This window comes from Streptomyces sp. NPDC092370 (genome assembly GCF_044755265.1).
Lineage (GTDB): Bacteria > Actinomycetota > Actinomycetes > Streptomycetales > Streptomycetaceae > Streptomyces.
Window position 1 is genome coordinate 334885 of the sequence record NZ_JBIVQO010000004.1, and the last position, 15166, is coordinate 350050.

At 72.0% G+C, this 15166-nt stretch carries 15 protein-coding genes; 4 read left to right on the top strand and 11 right to left on the bottom strand.

Going from position 1 to position 15166, the window contains the following annotated elements; genetic code table 11:
* Positions 1-87: 87 nt before the first annotated feature.
* Positions 88-2481 carry an ABC transporter substrate-binding protein gene (locus ACIQHQ_RS15595; RefSeq protein ID WP_402612428.1) on the bottom strand — a complete coding sequence of 798 codons (2394 nt, stop codon included), beginning with the start codon at positions 2479-2481 and terminating at the stop codon, positions 88-90.
* Positions 2482-2769: 288 nt separating this feature from the next.
* Here ACIQHQ_RS15595 and ACIQHQ_RS15600 point away from each other — a divergent pair, with 288 nt between their 5' ends.
* Genes ACIQHQ_RS15600 through ACIQHQ_RS15615 form a run of 4 tightly spaced genes read left to right on the top strand, consistent with a single transcriptional unit; the run spans position 2770 to position 6689 of the window.
* Positions 2770-3060, top strand: coding sequence for a hypothetical protein (locus ACIQHQ_RS15600; protein ID WP_402612429.1), 291 nt, complete (start codon positions 2770-2772; stop codon positions 3058-3060).
* 57 nt (positions 3061-3117) lie between these two features.
* Positions 3118-3954 carry a hypothetical protein gene (locus ACIQHQ_RS15605; RefSeq protein WP_402612430.1) on the top strand — a complete coding sequence of 279 codons (837 nt, stop codon included), beginning with the start codon at positions 3118-3120 and terminating at the stop codon, positions 3952-3954.
* A gap of 18 nt (positions 3955-3972) precedes the next feature.
* The gene (locus tag ACIQHQ_RS15610; protein WP_402612431.1) at positions 3973-5916 is read left to right on the top strand and encodes a fumarate reductase/succinate dehydrogenase flavoprotein subunit; all 1944 of its coding nucleotides are present in this window, start codon (positions 3973-3975) and stop codon (positions 5914-5916) included.
* Entirely contained in the window at positions 5913-6689 is a 777-nt protein-coding gene (locus tag ACIQHQ_RS15615; protein WP_402612432.1) for a succinate dehydrogenase/fumarate reductase iron-sulfur subunit, read from the top strand. Before ACIQHQ_RS15610 ends, ACIQHQ_RS15615 begins: the two co-directional genes overlap by 4 nt.
* Positions 6690-6708: 19 nt before the next feature.
* On the opposite strand, the gene ACIQHQ_RS15620 is transcribed toward ACIQHQ_RS15615, so the two are convergent.
* From ACIQHQ_RS15620 to ACIQHQ_RS15665, 10 genes are all read right to left on the bottom strand, one after another.
* Positions 6709-7794, bottom strand: a complete 1086-nt coding sequence (locus ACIQHQ_RS15620) for a hypothetical protein (RefSeq protein ID WP_402612433.1) — start codon at positions 7792-7794, stop codon at positions 6709-6711.
* Positions 7795-7906: 112 nt separating this feature from the next.
* Positions 7907-8338, bottom strand: coding sequence for a GNAT family N-acetyltransferase (locus ACIQHQ_RS15625; protein WP_402612690.1), 432 nt, complete (start codon positions 8336-8338; stop codon positions 7907-7909).
* 135 nt (positions 8339-8473) lie between these two features.
* Positions 8474-11140 (bottom strand): SpoIIE family protein phosphatase, encoded by a 2667-nt coding sequence (locus ACIQHQ_RS15630; protein ID WP_402612434.1) that lies wholly within the window; start codon positions 11138-11140, stop codon positions 8474-8476.
* A 252-nt stretch (positions 11141-11392) separates the two neighbouring features.
* The gene (locus ACIQHQ_RS15635; RefSeq protein WP_402612435.1) at positions 11393-11836 is read right to left on the bottom strand and encodes an ATP-binding protein; all 444 of its coding nucleotides are present in this window, start codon (positions 11834-11836) and stop codon (positions 11393-11395) included.
* 125 nt (positions 11837-11961) lie between these two features.
* On the bottom strand, positions 11962-12417 hold the full coding sequence (locus tag ACIQHQ_RS15640; RefSeq protein ID WP_402612436.1) for a (deoxy)nucleoside triphosphate pyrophosphohydrolase: 456 nt from the start codon (positions 12415-12417) through the stop codon (positions 11962-11964).
* 61 nt (positions 12418-12478) lie between these two features.
* Positions 12479-12673, bottom strand: coding sequence for an SPOR domain-containing protein (locus ACIQHQ_RS15645; protein ID WP_402612437.1), 195 nt, complete (start codon positions 12671-12673; stop codon positions 12479-12481).
* A 341-nt stretch (positions 12674-13014) separates the two neighbouring features.
* A complete protein-coding gene (locus tag ACIQHQ_RS15650; RefSeq protein WP_402612438.1) occupies positions 13015-13767 on the bottom strand; it encodes a GntR family transcriptional regulator in 753 nt (250 codons plus the stop codon).
* 147 nt (positions 13768-13914) lie between these two features.
* The gene (locus ACIQHQ_RS15655) at positions 13915-14166 is read right to left on the bottom strand and encodes a hypothetical protein (protein ID WP_402612439.1); all 252 of its coding nucleotides are present in this window, start codon (positions 14164-14166) and stop codon (positions 13915-13917) included.
* A gap of 90 nt (positions 14167-14256) precedes the next feature.
* On the bottom strand, positions 14257-14610 hold the full coding sequence (locus ACIQHQ_RS15660; RefSeq protein ID WP_402612440.1) for a hypothetical protein: 354 nt from the start codon (positions 14608-14610) through the stop codon (positions 14257-14259).
* Positions 14611-14750: 140 nt separating this feature from the next.
* Positions 14751-15038: a DUF4190 domain-containing protein gene (locus tag ACIQHQ_RS15665; RefSeq protein ID WP_402612441.1), complete on the bottom strand. Its 288-nt coding sequence runs from the start codon at positions 15036-15038 to the stop codon at positions 14751-14753.
* Between the last annotated feature and the right edge of the window lie 128 nt (positions 15039-15166).

The window sequence follows — 15166 nt, forward strand, 5'->3', positions numbered from 1 at the left end:
GACGCCCGGCGCCCGCACCATGATCGCGCTGACCTCATGGTGCGGACGCCGGGCGGGGGGCGGCAAGGCGTTTGAGCGTTACCAGAGCTACGGAGCGGCGGAGCCCTTCGCCGACGGGCCCGACGCCGGCTTCGCGCCCTTCTTCAGGAAGCCCATGTCCTCGTAGACCGGTGTGGCGAAGCCGAAGGCGCCGGTGTTGACCAGGTTCTTGCGGGCCGCCAGGAGCTGGGGGCGCTGGAAGAGGGGGATCGAGCCGGCCGCCGCCCAGATGCGGGAGTCCGCCTTGCGGATCAGGGAGCGGGACGCGCCCTCGTCGAGGGTGGCCACCGCCTCGTCGAAGAGCTGGTCGACCTGGTCGGTGCCGACGCGCGTGTAGTTCTGCTCGATGTTCAGCGAACCGTCGGCGGCCGGGACGGGCTTGGCGTAGACGGGCCGGGCGTCGGTGGCGGGGAACGCCGTGGCGGGCCAGGAGTACAGGGCGAGGTCGTACTGGCCGGAGGCGATGTGGTCCTTGAAGTAGGACTCGTCGGAAACCTTGGAGATCTCGGTGCTGATGCCGACGCGCTCCAGCATGCGGGAGATGCGGTCCGCGACCGTGCGCAGCGTCTGGGAGCCGGGGCCGGAGGGGAGCACGAAGCGCAGGGTGAGGACCTTGCCGTTCTTGGCGAGCGGGGCGGCCTCCTGGTTCGCCGGGGCGGCGGTGCCCCGGGGCGCGTACGCCCCGGGGGCGCCTCCCCGGTGCGGGGGCACGTGCTGCTTGCCGTCCTGGGCGACGCGTCCGGCGGGGTCCGGTCCGCGGTGCGCCTTGTTGTCCTCGCCGACGATGTACGTGCCGTCGTCGTCCGACTTCTCCCCGGAGTCGCCGTCGCCCTTCTCGCCCTCGGAGCCGTCGGCCTTCTCACCCTCGGAGCCGTCGGCCCCGTCGCCCTTCTCGCCCTCGGAGCCGTCGGCCTTCTCACCCTCGGAGCCGTCGGCGCCGTCGCCCTTCTCACTCTCGGAGCCGTCACCCTTCTCGCCCTCGGAGCCGTCGGCCTTCTCCTCCTCGGAGCCGTCGGCCTTCTCGCTCTCGGAGCCGGCCGCCTTCTCCCCCTCGGAGCCGGCCGCCTTCTCCTTCTTCTGTTCCTTGACCGGGCCGCCGCGCACCCATCCGGCCTCCGTGAGCAGCGCCTGGGCCTCCTTGGTGTCCTGGCCGCCGAGGGCGCCGCTGTTGTCGGCGTAGGCGGCCTGGCCGGACAGGGCCAGGTGGCTGCCGACCGGCACGGCGGGCAGGCCGAGGGGTTCGAGGACGGCCTTGGCCAGTTCCTTGCGGTCCAGGGCACGGGCGACGGCCCTGCGGACGCGTTCGTCCGTGAGCGGGCCCTCGGCACCGTTCAGGGCGAGCTGGGTGTAGGCCGGCTCCAGGGACTTGCGCACCTCGAAGCCGCTGAGGGCCCGCTGCTGCCGGGCGTACTTGGCGGCCGCCTTGCGCAGCTTCTTGCGGGCGACGGTCTCCTCGTCGGCGGCGTCCTCGTCGGAGCCGTTGGCGACGGCCCAGGAGCGCAGGGAGTCCGCGGCGGACCGGTCGGCGCCCGGGCCCATCAGAGGGCTGCTGGAACTGTGGGGGCGGGCGGCGACGGTGATGCGGCGGGCCGCGGCGGGGTCGATCTCGGCCAGGTCGAGGGTGCCGGCGGCCAGCTCGGCGGCCCGCTTGTCGCGCGGGACGGTGCGCAGCTCGATCTCGGAGAGCTTGGCGGGCTCGCCCCACCAGCGCGGGTTGCGGGTGAGGGTGACGCGCTCGTCGCCGCGGTCGACCTTCTGCACGGTGAAGGGTCCGGCGGTGACCTCGAGCTTCTTGCGGGCCCCGTCGTTGAAGGAGTCCGGGGTGCCCATGACGTCCTTCGGGTACAGCGGCGAGAACAGCGAGCGCCAGTCCGCGTAGGGGCGGCTGAAGGTGACCCGGACCTCCAGGGCGCTGTTGCCGCGCTCGATCTTCTGGATGCGTTCGTAGCCGGCGTTGCGGGCGGTCCAGTAGGCGGTGTCCTTGCCGGACAGGGCACGCCACTGGGCGGCGAAATCGGCGGCGCTGATCTCCCGGCCGTCGCTCCAGACGGCCTGCTGGTTGAGCTTGTACAGCACGACCTGCTTGGGCTCGGTGTCGACGACCTCGGCGGACTCCAGGTAGTCGGGGTTGCGCTCCGGGCGGCCGGAGGCGTTCATGCGGAACATCGACGGCAGGACGGCCTGGGCGACGCGGGTGGTGGTGGCGTCGGCGTCCGACTGGAACGTGTTCAGGGTGTCCGGCACGGAGTCCACGGCCCAGCGCAGGGTGCCGCCGTCGGTGATCCGGTCGCGGGGTGCGGGCTGGATGTCCTGCCCGGCGAGCGGCTTGCCGGACGGGTCGTCCGAGCTGCATCCGGCGAGCGCGGGCACCGCGAGCACGCCCGCGGTGAGAAAGGCGACCGAGCGCGTGACCGCACGCGGGCCGACACCGTGCTGGGACATCTGTGCTACCTCCGGGAAGCCGCGGGCGTTATGATCACTTTTGGCGGTATTTGGAGTTCATCTGATGTATGCGGCCACTGAAGAGGAAAGGGTTCGGCAACACAGGGCGACACGGCGGTCACGGACGGGAAGCCACCCGTGCGGCGCAGCGCACCGCAGGGTGCACCCACACACCTCGGCCAATCGATGCACATCCCTTCACAGCACAAGGTGTGACGCGCAACACTCGCAGGCGCATGAACGTTGCCGCCTTGGGCCACGAAGGACCCGCGGAAGTGAGGGCAAGTCATGTCCGTTCACGACGAACTGACGTCAGTCCAGCGCAATCTCGACGAGGTGCTCCGATCGCTGGGACGCCTGGAGAAGCAGCTCGGCACCGGCGGCCTGGAGATGCGCCGCGTCCGTGCCGACGCCAACCACCTGCGCGAGAGCGTCGCCCTGCTGCGCGACGCCGCAGCGTCACCGGCCGCGCCGCAGCGCCCCGAGCTGGTCACCATCTCCGACACGCCGTACGACTCCGCCCTGTGGAGCGACTCGGACGACGAGGGGCTCGGCGCCCGGGACCGGCGCGCTCCCTGACCCGGGGAGGAGTCGAGCGCGACCGGCACCTCCCCCGAACCCGAGCGGAGTCGTCACGTGGCCACTGGTACGGAACCCCCTGCCACCGAACCCCATCACCCGAGCGGCGGAGTGCGGGGCGGTACGCGCGCCGCGATCGCCGCCCCGCACCTGCGCACCGACCGCTGGTGGCTGGCCCCGGCCGGCACGGCCGCGGGCCTGCTCGCGTTCATCGTCTACTCGACCTGGCGGGCCTTCGCCGACGCCGACTACTACGCGGCGCCGTACGTCTCGCCCTTCTACTCCCCCTGCCTGGCGGAGCGGTGCGAGCCGATGAGGTCCGGACCGAACTGGGAGATCTTCGGGAGCTGGTGGGGCATCTCGCCCGCGATCATCATCCTGATCTTCCCGCTCGGCTTCCGCCTGACCTGCTACTACTACCGCAAGGCCTACTACCGGGGCTTCTGGGCGTCCCCGCCGGCCTGCGCGGTCGCCGAGCCGCACAAGAAGTACACCGGTGAGACCCGCTTCCCGCTGATCCTGCAGAACATCCACCGGTACTTCTTCTACGCCGCCATCGTGGTGGCCGGGATCCTGACCTACGACACCGTGCTGGCCTTCCGCGACGAGACCTACGCATGGGGCCACATGGGCCTCGGCACGCTCGTGTTCCTGGTCAACATCGTGCTGATCTGGGCGTACACGATCTCCTGCCACTCCTGCCGGCACATCGTCGGCGGCAAGCTCAAGCACTTCTCCAAACACCCCGTGCGCTACCGGATGTGGCAGTGGGCGGGGAGGCTCAATGCCCGGCACATGCAGCTGGCCTGGGCGTCGCTGGTGAGCGTGGCGCTCGCCGACTTCTACGTCTACCTGGTCGCGTCCGGCGCCTTCGACGATCCGCGCTTCTTCTAGAGGGATGGGGCCTTATCGATGTCCGTGGTCGACCGGCAGGAATGGGACGTCGTCGTGGTGGGGGCGGGCGGTGCCGGGCTGCGCGCCGCCATCGAGGCCCGCGAGCGGGGCGCCCGTACGGCCGTGATCTGCAAGTCGCTGTTCGGCAAGGCGCACACGGTGATGGCGGAGGGCGGCATCGCCGCCGCGATGGCCAACGTCAACAGCGGCGACACCTGGCAGGTGCACTTCCGCGACACCATGCGCGGCGGGAAGTTCCTCAACCAGTGGCGGATGGCCGAGCTGCACGCCCAGGAGGCGCCGCAGCGGGTATGGGAGCTGGAGACCTGGGGAGCGCTGTTCGACCGCACCGAGGACGGCCGGATCTCCCAGCGCAACTTCGGCGGCCACGAGTACCCGCGCCTCGCGCACGTCGGTGACCGCACGGGCCTGGAGCTGATCCGCACCCTCCAGCAGAAGATCGTCTCGCTCCAGCAGGAGGACTTCCGCGAGACCGGCGACTACGAGTCCCGGCTGAAGGTCTTCCAGGAGTGCACGGTCACGCGTGTCCTCAAGGAGGGCGGCCGCGTCTGCGGCGTGTTCGGCTACGAGCGCGAGTCGGGCCGCTTCTTCGTCCTGGAGGCACCCGCCGTGGTGATCGCCACCGGCGGCATCGGCAAGTCCTTCAAGGTGACGTCGAACTCCTGGGAGTACACCGGCGACGGCCACGCGCTGGCCCTCCTCGCGGGCGCTCCCCTGCTGAACATGGAGTTCGTGCAGTTCCACCCGACCGGCATGGTCTGGCCGCCGTCGGTGAAGGGCATCCTCGTCACCGAGTCGGTGCGCGGCGACGGCGGTGTGCTGCGCAACTCCGACGGCAAGCGGTTCATGTTCGACTACATCCCCGACGTCTTCAAGGACAAGTACGCCGAGACGGAGGAGGAGGGCGACCGCTGGTACGACGATCCGGACCACAACCGGCGCCCGCCCGAGCTGCTCCCCCGCGACGAGGTCGCGCGGGCGATCAACGCCGAGGTGAAGGAGGGACGCGGCTCCCCGCACGGGGGCGTGTTCCTCGACGTGTCGACCAGGATGCCCGCCGAGGTCATCAAGCGGCGGCTGCCGTCGATGTACCACCAGTTCAAGGAGCTGGCGGACGTCGACATCACGGCCGAGGCGATGGAGGTCGGGCCCACCTGCCACTACGTGATGGGCGGGGTCGCGGTCGAGTCCGACACGGCGGCGGCGCGCGGGGTGCCCGGGCTGTACGCGGCCGGTGAGGTCGCCGGCGGCATGCACGGCTCCAACCGGCTCGGCGGCAACTCCCTGTCCGACCTGCTGGTGTTCGGCCGCCGGGCAGGCTGGCACGCCGCCGAGTACGCGGCGGGGCCGGCCGGGGCGCGGCGGCCCGTCGTGGACGACGTCCAGATCGATGCCGCCGCCGCCGAAGCCCTGCGGCCCTTCTCGGCCGAGGCGGAGACCGAGGAACCGGCGGGCGGGCCGCCGGAGAACCCCTACACCCTCCACCAGGAACTCCAGCAGACGATGAACGACCTGGTCGGCATCATCCGCCGCGAGCCGGAGATGGAGCAGGCCCTGCGGAAACTGGCCGAACTGCGGGTCCGGGCGCGCAGGGCCGGGGTCGAGGGGCACCGGCAGTTCAACCCGGGCTGGCACCTCGCCCTCGACCTCAGGAACATGCTGCTGGTCAGCGAGTGCGTGGCGCGGGCAGCGCTGGAGCGCACCGAGTCGCGCGGCGGTCACACGCGCGAGGACCATCCGGGCATGGACCGCGAGTGGCGCCGGATCAACCTGCTGTGCGCGCTCACCGACCCGACGGGCGGCCTGGCGGCGACGGACCCCGTCCGTGGCCAGATCGCCCTCACCCGCGAGACCACCGAACCCGTCCGTGCCGACCTGCTCGCCCTGTTCGACAAGGAGGAGCTGGTCAAGTACCTCTCCGAAGAGGAGCTCTACGAATGAGCGGCTACACGGCCCACTTCAAGGTGTGGCGCGGGGACGTGAGCGGCGGCGGCCTGGAGGACTTCGAGGTCGAGGTCAACGAGGGTGAGGTGGTGCTCGACATCATCCACCGCCTCCAGGCCACCCAGACGCCCGACCTCGCCGTGCGCTGGAACTGCAAGGCCGGCAAGTGCGGTTCCTGCTCGGCGGAGATCAACGGCCGGCCACGGCTGATGTGCATGACGCGCATGTCGGTCTTCGAGCGTCAGGAGACGATCACGGTGACGCCGCTGCGGGCGTTCCCGGTCGTCCGCGACCTGGTCACCGATGTCGGCTTCAACTACCAGAAGGCGAGAGAGGTCCCGGCCTTCGTCCCGCCGGCCGGACTCGCCCCGGGCGAGTACCGCATGATGCAGGAGGACGTGGACCGGCCGCAGGAGTTCCGCAAGTGCATCGAGTGCTTCCTGTGCCAGGACACCTGCCATGTGGTCCGCGACCACGAGGAGAACAAGCAGGCGTTCGCCGGGCCCCGTTTCCTGATGCGGGTGGCGGAGCTGGACATGCATCCGCTGGACGCGGCGGCGGAGTCGGGCCTGGACCGCAAGACCACCGCCCAGGACGAGCACGGCCTGGGCTACTGCAACATCACCAAGTGCTGCACGGAGGTCTGCCCCGAGGGCATCAAGATCACGGACAATGCGCTGATCCCCCTGAAGGAGCGGGCGGTCGACCGCAAGTACGACCCGCTGGTGTGGCTGGGTTCGAAGATCCGCAGGCGCTCCTCGGCGGGGTGAGAGGGCGGCTCGGCCCCGGTCACCGCACCCAGTCCTCTTTGTAGGAGCGCCAGTCGGCCTCGGTGGCGGCGAAATCGATGTACAGCGCGACGCCGAAACGGGCCCGGTCCGCGTCCGTGCGGGACAGGCCCAGACGGACGCCCCGGACCGCCGCGGGCACGGTCTCGGCGTGGTTCCAGTGGCCGAAGCGGTTCTCGTGGAAGAAGGGCAGACCCATCAGCAGGTCGGTGGAGGGCGGGGTGACCTCCAGGGCGAGGGAGGTCTGCTGGGCCACGTAGCCGCCGTAGGTGCTCTCCAGCGGCTGCATGGTGTCGTACGACATGACGGCGATCTGGTCGACGCGGCGGGCGACCTGGCCGAAGAACTCCTGCGACCACCACTTGGGGTGACCGGTGAGGCGGCCCCAGACGGTGTGGAGGGCCGGGAGCGGGTCGATCTGGTGGGCGGCGACGGAGAGTCGCGCGTCACGGGAGCGGGTCTCGCGGCGCAGCAAGTCCAGGAGGGCGAGGTAGTCGCGGTCGCCGGACGGCATGGGCTCCAGGTCGAGGTGGATGCCCTCGTAGCCGGTGGCCAGGACCTGGCGGGCGGAGCGGACGACGGCGGCGCGGGTGTCCGGGTCCGCCAGGCGCATGCCGTCGGGGCCCTCGGTGGCCAGGACGTCACCGAGGAAGGCCTGGACGCGGACGCCGGGCAGTTTCTCGTGCACGGCGTCGATGAACCATCGGGCCCTCGGATGGACCGCCTCGGGGAGCGTGCCGTCGTGTTCCAGCGGGCCCGAGTGGACGTACAGGTCGCGGATGCCGGTGCCTTGGAGGCGGCGGGCGAGGGCGGTGACGTCGGCGTCCTTCTTGCGCCCGTCGACCCAGGCGTGGCCCAGCCAGAGGGCGTCCCGGTCGCGGGTGCGAGTGCCGTCGGCCGGGTCGCCCATGTAGTTGATGCGCAGGGCCGTCAGTACGGACAGGAGCGGGAGCAGGAGGAGCAGGGGGAGGGCGACGGCCGTGCGTCTGACCCAGCGCCGGCGTCTCGTGCCGCTGCCAGGGCCGGGTGGGGGATCCGCCTGTGGTGGTGGGGAGTTCTCGTCGTCGCCGGCTTCCGCGCGCTCCATGCCGTCTCCCCTCGGTGGTGCGGCTGGTGTTGCCGGGAAGGACGATCAGCACGGACGTTCGGTTGCGGTCAGCCGGGGCCTCCGGCCAGGTGCCGTACGTGCAGATGGCCCTTCACGGGCAGGCGGGCGGCTTCGCCGGCAGGACGGCGGCGAGGTCGTGACGGCTCTTCTCCGCCACGCGGCAGGAGGCGGTGTCGGCGGCCTGACGGCGCAGCAGGAGGCGGGTCAGGCCGTCGCGGGCGAAGGTCGCGACGGCCCGGTCGGACAGTGCGCGCAGGGTGCGCGGCGCGACGCCCCGGCCGCGTGCGCGCGCCACCGGCCAGTAGCCGACCTCGGCGGACGGGCCGCCCGCGACGACCTCCTTGAGGACCGCATGGCCGACCGGCGGCCCACCGGCGCGGGAGGGGTCGGCCTCCTCGACGGCGAACCCGCAGCGGCGGCCCTGCTCCCCGCCATGCCGCTGCTCCCGCAGCCACCGCGCCGCGCTCGACTCGTCGTGGACGGCGAACGATGTCCAGCGGCGCAGGGCCTCGTCCCCGCTCAGCGCGGCCGGCCCGGCCGCGTCCGCGGCATCTCAGGGGCGCGGGACCAGGGCGGGGGCCGTCGGTGTCGCCTCGGCCAGGAGCCGGGTCGTGATGTCGGGCACGGGCCGATCGTACGGTGGCGGGCCGGCCCGCTCTCAGAACAGGCTCAGCAGTGCCTCCGCCGGGTCCGTCAGTCTCGTGTCGCCTCCGGGGAGGGGCAGTTCGAACCACACCGTCTTGCCGCGGGGCGTGCGGCGGGAGCCCCACGCCGCGCTGAGGAGGCCGACGAGCTGGAGGCCTCGGCCGCCCTCGTCGGTGTCGCGGGCACGGCGGCGGCGGGGCTGGACCAGGCCGGAGTCCCAGACCTCGCAGACCAGGGTGCGGTCGAGCAGGAGGCGCAGGCGGATCTCGCCCTCGCCGTAGCGCAGGGCGTTGGTGACCAGCTCGCTGACCAGGAGCTCCGTGGTGTCGACCAGGGGCTCCATGCCCCAGGCGAGCAGTTGGGCACGCGCGTACTCGCGGGCCCGGCCCACGCTGCGCGGCTCGCGCGGCAGGGTCCAGTCCCCCACGGAATCCGTGGGCAGCCCCTGTACACGTGCCATCAGCAGCGCGATGTCGTCCTCGCCGTGATGGGTGTCGAGGGTGTTGAGGACGTGGTCGCAGACGTCCTCCAGCGGCTGGGTCGGGTCGGAGAGCGCGCTGACGAAAGCCTGCAAGCCCTCGTCCAGAGGGTGATCGCGACTTTCGACCAGTCCATCCGTGTAGAGCGCGAGCAGCGCGCCTTCGGGGAGTTCGACCTCGACCTCCTCGAAGGGCTCGCCGCCGACGCCGAGCGGCATGCCCGGCGGCACGTCGAGCATCAGCGCCGGCTCGCCCGGCTCGACCAGGACGGGCGGCAGATGACCCGCGTTGGCGAAGGTGCAGCGCCGGGTGACGGAGTCGTAGACGGCGTAGACGCAGGTGGCGAGATACACCTCCGAGAGGTCCGCCTCCCGGGGGCGGCGGGCCGCCCGGGTCGCCTGCTGCACACCTCCCCCCGTGCCGAATGCCTGGGAGGGACCGCCGGGGGCGCCGAGGCCGCGGGCGATCTCGTCCAGCTGGGAGAGGACCTCGGCCGGTTCCAGGTCGAGCTGGGCCAGGGTGCGGACCGCCGTGCGGAGTTCGCCCATGGCGACGGCGGCGCGCAGGCCGCGGCCCATGACGTCGCCGACGACCAGCGCGGTGCGGTGCCCGGGGAGTTCGATGACGTCGAACCAGTCCCCGCCGACCTCGCTGGGCCGGCCGGTGTTGACGTTGCCGGGCAGATAGCGGCAGGCGATGTCGAGGCCGGAGGCCTCCGGGTCGCCGGGCGGGAGCAGGGACCGTTGCAGTATCAACGCGCGTTCGTGTTCGCGCCGGTAGAGGCGGGCGTTGTCGATGCAGACCGCGGCACGGGCGGCGAGTTCGACGGCCAGGTCCCGGTCCCGGTCGCCGAACGGCTCGCTGCCCTTCGTGCGGGCGAACTGCACGAGTCCTACGACGGTGTCGTGGGCGACCATCGGCACTGCGAGCGTGGACTGCACGAGCCCGCCGTCCTCACCCGGGACGGTCTGGGGGCGGGCCGTGCGCAGGGCGTCCGCGCAGGGCGAGTTGAAGGGGTAGTGGTGGACGGCACCGACCGCGACGGGCACGCCGGTGCCGGCGAAGGGCGCGTCGGACACGGCGCTGGCGAAGGCCACGCGGCGCAGTTCGCCGCTGCCGTCGGCGAGCCCGGGCGGGGTCTCGTCGCCGACCAGCAGGCCCTGGTAAAGGTCGACGGTGGCCAGGTCGCAGAAGCCGGGGACGACGACGTCCAGGAGCTGGCGGGCGGTGGTCTCCAGGTCGAGGGAGTTGCCGATGCGGGCGCCCGCCTCGTTCAGCAGGGCGAGATTGCGCCGGGCGGCGGCCGCCTCGCGCGCCGCGGCGCGCCGGGCGGTGATGTCGGTGCCGAGCCAGGCGATGCCGATGGGGCGGCCCGAACCGCTGTGCACGCGGTAGAGGTTGACGGACCAGTGACGGCGCTCGTCGGATCCCGGCACGAAGCCGGTGACGTGCATGTCCGTGATGGAGTTGCCGCTCTCCAGCACGCGGCGCAGGGTCGCGGCGACCCGCTCGGCCTCGCCGCGCTGGAGGTAGTCGTGGACGCCCTTGCCGCGGTGGTCGTCGGGCGTGCCGCCGAAGATGGACGCGAACCGCTGGTTGGCGCGGCGGACCCGCAGGTCGGGGTCGATCAACAGGAAACCGAACGGGGATTGACTGAAAATGGCCTGCGAGGCGGCGAGATCGGTCTCGATGCTGCGCAGGGTGCGCACGTCGACGACGATGCAGACGGCTGCTTGGTCGCCTTCCTCGGTGCGCGTCGGCATGACGTACACCTCGGCGAGCCCTTCGTGGCCGCACTCCCCCTCGACGCCCTTCGGCATCCGGAAGGGCACCACGCCGGTCCACTCGCGGCCGTCGAGGATCTCGGCCATCTTGCGCATGCCGCGCTCGCGGTGGCGCGGGTCGATGAACGCCTCGATGGGGTCCATGCCGACGGCCTTGTCGGCGGAGATGCCGAAGAGGTGCTCGGCACGCAGGCTCCACTGCTCGACCAGCCCGTCGGGGCCGATGGAGAAGGACGCGACCTTGATGTAGTCGTAGATGGATCCGGGGGGACTGCTCTGCCACATGGCGTCCCCGGAGCGCACCCCGTCGGCAGCGAGCGCGCCTCCCACCGCGGAGGCCAGGCCGTCGACGGCCCTCGCCCTCGCGCCCGCCGACGGGTCCTCGGACTCCGTGGCCTTCGCTGGTATCTCGCTCACGCGAACCGTCCCCTCCAGCTCACCGCGCCCGGCACCGGTCACCGGGGGCGGCTGCCCGCAGTATCCAGCACTACGGTGCCGCACAACACGGTGTTCACGATCACAGCACGGTCCCGATGGTTTTCGGTCCGGACCGTGACAACACTTCCACTCTTCTAACCAGGGGACACGTCGTCGAATCCCGTCGGCCGGCAACCGCCACTGGCCTGAACCAATCGCTCTACAGCGGTCAGACGTACGTACACCGGATTTTCACTCCGGCAGCGCGAGTTCGAACCACACCGTCTTGCCCGTGGCGCCCGGACGGGTGCCCCAGCGGCGGGAGGAGGAGGCCACCAGGTGCAGTCCGCGGCCGCTCTCGTCCTCGGGGCGGGCGGCGCGCTCGCGGGGCGGGTCCGGCAGCGGGTCGGAGACTTCGACCAGGAGGACGGCGCCCAGGCCGGAGGGGCGGACCAGACGGACTCCGATGGGGCCGGTGGCGTGCCGCAGGGCGTTCGTGACCAGTTCGCTGACCAGCAGTGCCGCGAGATCCGCGAGGCTGTCGAGGCCCCAGGCGCGGAGTTGGCCGCGGACGGCCTGCCGGGCGGTGCGCACGGCGCCCGGCTCGGCGGGAAAGGTCCACCCGGCGCAGTCACCTTCGGTGTCGATCACGCCGATCACTTCCCAGGCAAGAGCCCCGCCCACGTCCGGTTTCATGGGGTTAATGGGCACATACCCGATATCCGGGACGTAGTACCGCGCGGGGCGGCGCACAGTGGCACAGAAGGCGTAGGGAGCGGCTCGTGCGGCACTGTGTCGAGGCCGCGCGCCCTCGGCCGGCTTCAGGCGCCGGGCTCTTGCGGCCTGCCGGAGACAGGGTGGCCGGATGCGAGGCCGTCCGCGACTCCCAGGTGCGCGAGGGTCTGCCGTACGGCCGGGACGTCCTGGTCGAGCCAGTTCACGTCCCAGATCTCGTGGGGACCGAGCCAGCGCAGCTCGTCGTGGTCCTCCAGGGGTGCGGGAGCGGCGGAGCCGGGCCGCAGCCGGGCGGTCCACACCTGCAGGACGTAGGGCGGCCTCAGGGGCCACTCCACCGGGACGCGCCCGCCCACCTCGGCGTCGACGCCGAGTTCCTCGCGCAGTTCCCGCACGAGCGCGGCGTCGGCCGTCTCCCCGGGTTCGACCTTGCCGCCGGGCAGCTCCCAGCGCCCGGCCAGCTCGGTGGGGGCGCTGCGCCGCGCGGCCAGCAGCCGCCCGTCCTCGACCAGCGCGGCACCTACGACGATCCGCTCACCCATGCGGGGAGCCTACGGGAGCCCGTCGATCGCCGGGGCCCCTCCCGGGGCGGCCCGGCGGCGGTCAGTCATGCATCACGGCCGACCCGTTCTGACCGAGCCGCTCGACCCAGTACAGCTGCTTGTGGCCGCGACCGTCGAGGCTGTCCGCGATCTTCTGGGCCTCGGCCCGGGTCGCGTACCGGCCCACTCGGTAGCGGTTGCCGTTGCCGTCCTCTCGTATCACGAGCCAGGGCAGAGTGACCGTGCTGTCGTTCATCGCGCCCCTCCACTTCCCACCCGCGGCCTGTGCCGTGCCCCACCCGCCAAGGAAACCGCAATGCGCATATGCCCGAGCGTACGCCTAACCTTTACGCAGCGAATACGGCTTTTCACAAAGAGGTACGCAACCAGCCAGAACGCAGGGGGCGCACGCCTGTGAACGCGCCGTCCGCGCACCTCCGCGCAACCAGCCGCACGGATACCGCATACACAGGCTTCGACCTGCGTGAACGACAGCTGGCCACGGGACGCGCACGCCCCCGGCCCGTGCCGGGCCGCACGGTGACCATGTGAGCGGGGCGCGCGGGGAGCGCGCCGCGGGACGGATGTGAGCGTTCGCTACTTGACCGGAAGGTGGTAGGCGACCCGGTACCGATCGGCCGGGATGACCACGTCGGCCGTCTCCACCGGGCGGCCGGAGGCGTAGAACGTGCGCTGGATGACCAGGACCACGTGCCCCGGGACGCCGCCCAGGACGAGCAGCTCCTCGGCGAGGCCGGGCCGGGCGCCGACCTCCTCCGTGACGTTGTCCACGATCACGTCGATGGCACGCATACGCTCGACGACACCCATGCCGCCGACCGGCCCCTCCTCCGGCAGCATCACGGGCGTACGCCCCGTCACGGCGAGGGGCTCCCAGGACGTGGAGAGCATCATCGCCTCACCGCCCTCGCGGTAGAGATACCTCGTGCACATGACCCGCTCGCCCGGCTCGACGCCCAGCCGCTCGGCGACCGCCACGCTCGCCTCGGACTGCTCGCTGCTGGACTCCCAGGTGCCGCGCCCCTCGCCGTCGGCCTGCTCCTGCCGGAACGCGGTGGCCCCACCGGTCGGGCGGAAGCCGGAGCGGGAGATGCGCCGGGGCACCGGCCGCTCGCGCACATACGTGCCCGAGCCGGAGCGGCCCTCGACCAGGCCTTCCGCCATGAGCACCTTGCGGGCCTCCAGCGCGACGGTGTCCGAGACCCCGTACTCCTGGCGGATTCTGGCCTGGGAGGGGAGACGGGTGTGGGGTGGCAGCTGACCGTCGACGATCTTCTGGCGGAGATCACCCGCGACGCGCAGGTACGCCGGCTGCTCACCGAATGTCACTGGCCGCTCCCATCAGGTTGTACAGACAGCGACAGCGTGGCAACCGTAGGTTGTGTGGTGCAAGCAAAGGCCAGAGAATCACTCGATGTGATGACATGGCGGCCCTGAAGGCTTTACGCAGGCGCTTTCTCCCCGCTATAGGCGCCGTCACACCTGCGCGCCGGAGTCCGCCCACTCGCCCTCCCCGGAGGCCGGTCCGGCCGCCGCCGGCCCGAGGACCTTGCGCGCCGTGACGGTCGCCGGCCCCTCCACGGGCGCGTACGCCTTGTCGTAGTGCGCGTGCGGATGGTCCGCGCACATCGGCGGCGCTCGCCCCTTCCACTCCTCGCGGGCGTCCTCCAGGTCCTCGACCGGGCCGGCGAGGGGCCTGCGGGCACCGGACGGCCAGGGGACGCGCATGACCCCGATCTGCTGCCGAGCACGTCGTGGACCTGAGCGGCCCGGGCCCGGTGCGCGGCGAGGTCCTCCTCGGGGGTCTTCCCGGGCTCCTCACAGAGCACCGCGTCGAGGGCGTCGCCGCCGGCCATCGAACGTCGACCGTCGGCAGGAGGACGACCTGATCGGTGTCGAGGGCGGTGGGGCCGCCGCCAGGGAGCCGGTCGGCTCGGCCGCGGCCCCGGTGCCGCCGAAGAGACGGGTGATCGCGCGGTCGCCGTAGCGTCGGCCGTCCCGGGACGGCATCAGGGAGTACGCGCCGACGTCGGTCGGCATCGCCCAGGTGTCCCGGGCGTACTGGCCCTGGAGGGCGTAGCACTTCTCGTCGGCGATGCCGGTGACGCCGGTGACGCCGGTGATCCTGGTGCCGCCCGGGAAGGCGCCGGGCAGCGTGACGACCGCGGACACCTCGCCGTCGTGTACGCCCCCGCAGGGCACGCTGTCGAGGTCGCAGGTGTCGCCCTCCAGCCCGCCGGGCGCGTCGAAGCCGTCGCCCTCTTGTCCAGCGACAGGCTCTCGTTGCCCCGCGTGCCGTCCTTGAACCCCTTTTAGCCCTGGGACACGGCGCCGGTGGACAGCACCACCGCCCACAGCACGATCCCGACGGCCGACAGGACCACGCCGGCGATCGCCGTGCCCCGCCCGCTCTGCCCGGGCCTTTGGATCTTGCCGCGGCGCGGTCGGCCCCAGCGCGAGCCCGGCGCCACCCGTGGATCCGGGGCAGGGGCGTGTGCCGGGTCTGCCGCCGGCGGCACGGGGTCGCGCTCCGCCTCGCCGTCCGGCTGATCGGCGGGCTGCCGCCGGCGGAGCGGCTTCGGTGGCTGACGGACCGTCACCCGGCCCCTTCCGGTCCGTGCAGGGCCCTTGTGCAATTCCTGTGGAGGCCTCAATCTTTCGCTGACGCACAGGAGTAGCCGCCATCTTGACATGGTCATGACCTATTGGCCCTCATCGGCGGCGACCG

Bases quoted from the DNA above. Each gene is read 5' to 3' on its own strand.
- ACIQHQ_RS15595 (WP_402612428.1), bottom strand. From the start codon at position 2,481: ATGTCCCAGCACGGTGTCGGCCCGCGTGCGGTCACGCGCTCGGTCGCC.
- ACIQHQ_RS15600 (WP_402612429.1), top strand. From the start codon at position 2,770: ATGTCCGTTCACGACGAACTGACGTCAGTCCAGCGCAATCTCGACGAG.
- ACIQHQ_RS15610 (WP_402612431.1), top strand. From the start codon at position 3,973: ATGTCCGTGGTCGACCGGCAGGAATGGGACGTCGTCGTGGTGGGGGCG.
- ACIQHQ_RS15615 (WP_402612432.1), top strand. From the start codon at position 5,913: ATGAGCGGCTACACGGCCCACTTCAAGGTGTGGCGCGGGGACGTGAGC.
- ACIQHQ_RS15620 (WP_402612433.1), bottom strand. From the start codon at position 7,794: ATGGAGCGCGCGGAAGCCGGCGACGACGAGAACTCCCCACCACCACAG.
- ACIQHQ_RS15635 (WP_402612435.1), bottom strand. From the start codon at position 11,836: ATGAAACCGGACGTGGGCGGGGCTCTTGCCTGGGAAGTGATCGGCGTG.
- ACIQHQ_RS15640 (WP_402612436.1), bottom strand. From the start codon at position 12,417: ATGGGTGAGCGGATCGTCGTAGGTGCCGCGCTGGTCGAGGACGGGCGG.
- ACIQHQ_RS15645 (WP_402612437.1), bottom strand. From the start codon at position 12,673: ATGAACGACAGCACGGTCACTCTGCCCTGGCTCGTGATACGAGAGGAC.
- ACIQHQ_RS15655 (WP_402612439.1), bottom strand. From the start codon at position 14,166: ATGCGCGTCCCCTGGCCGTCCGGTGCCCGCAGGCCCCTCGCCGGCCCG.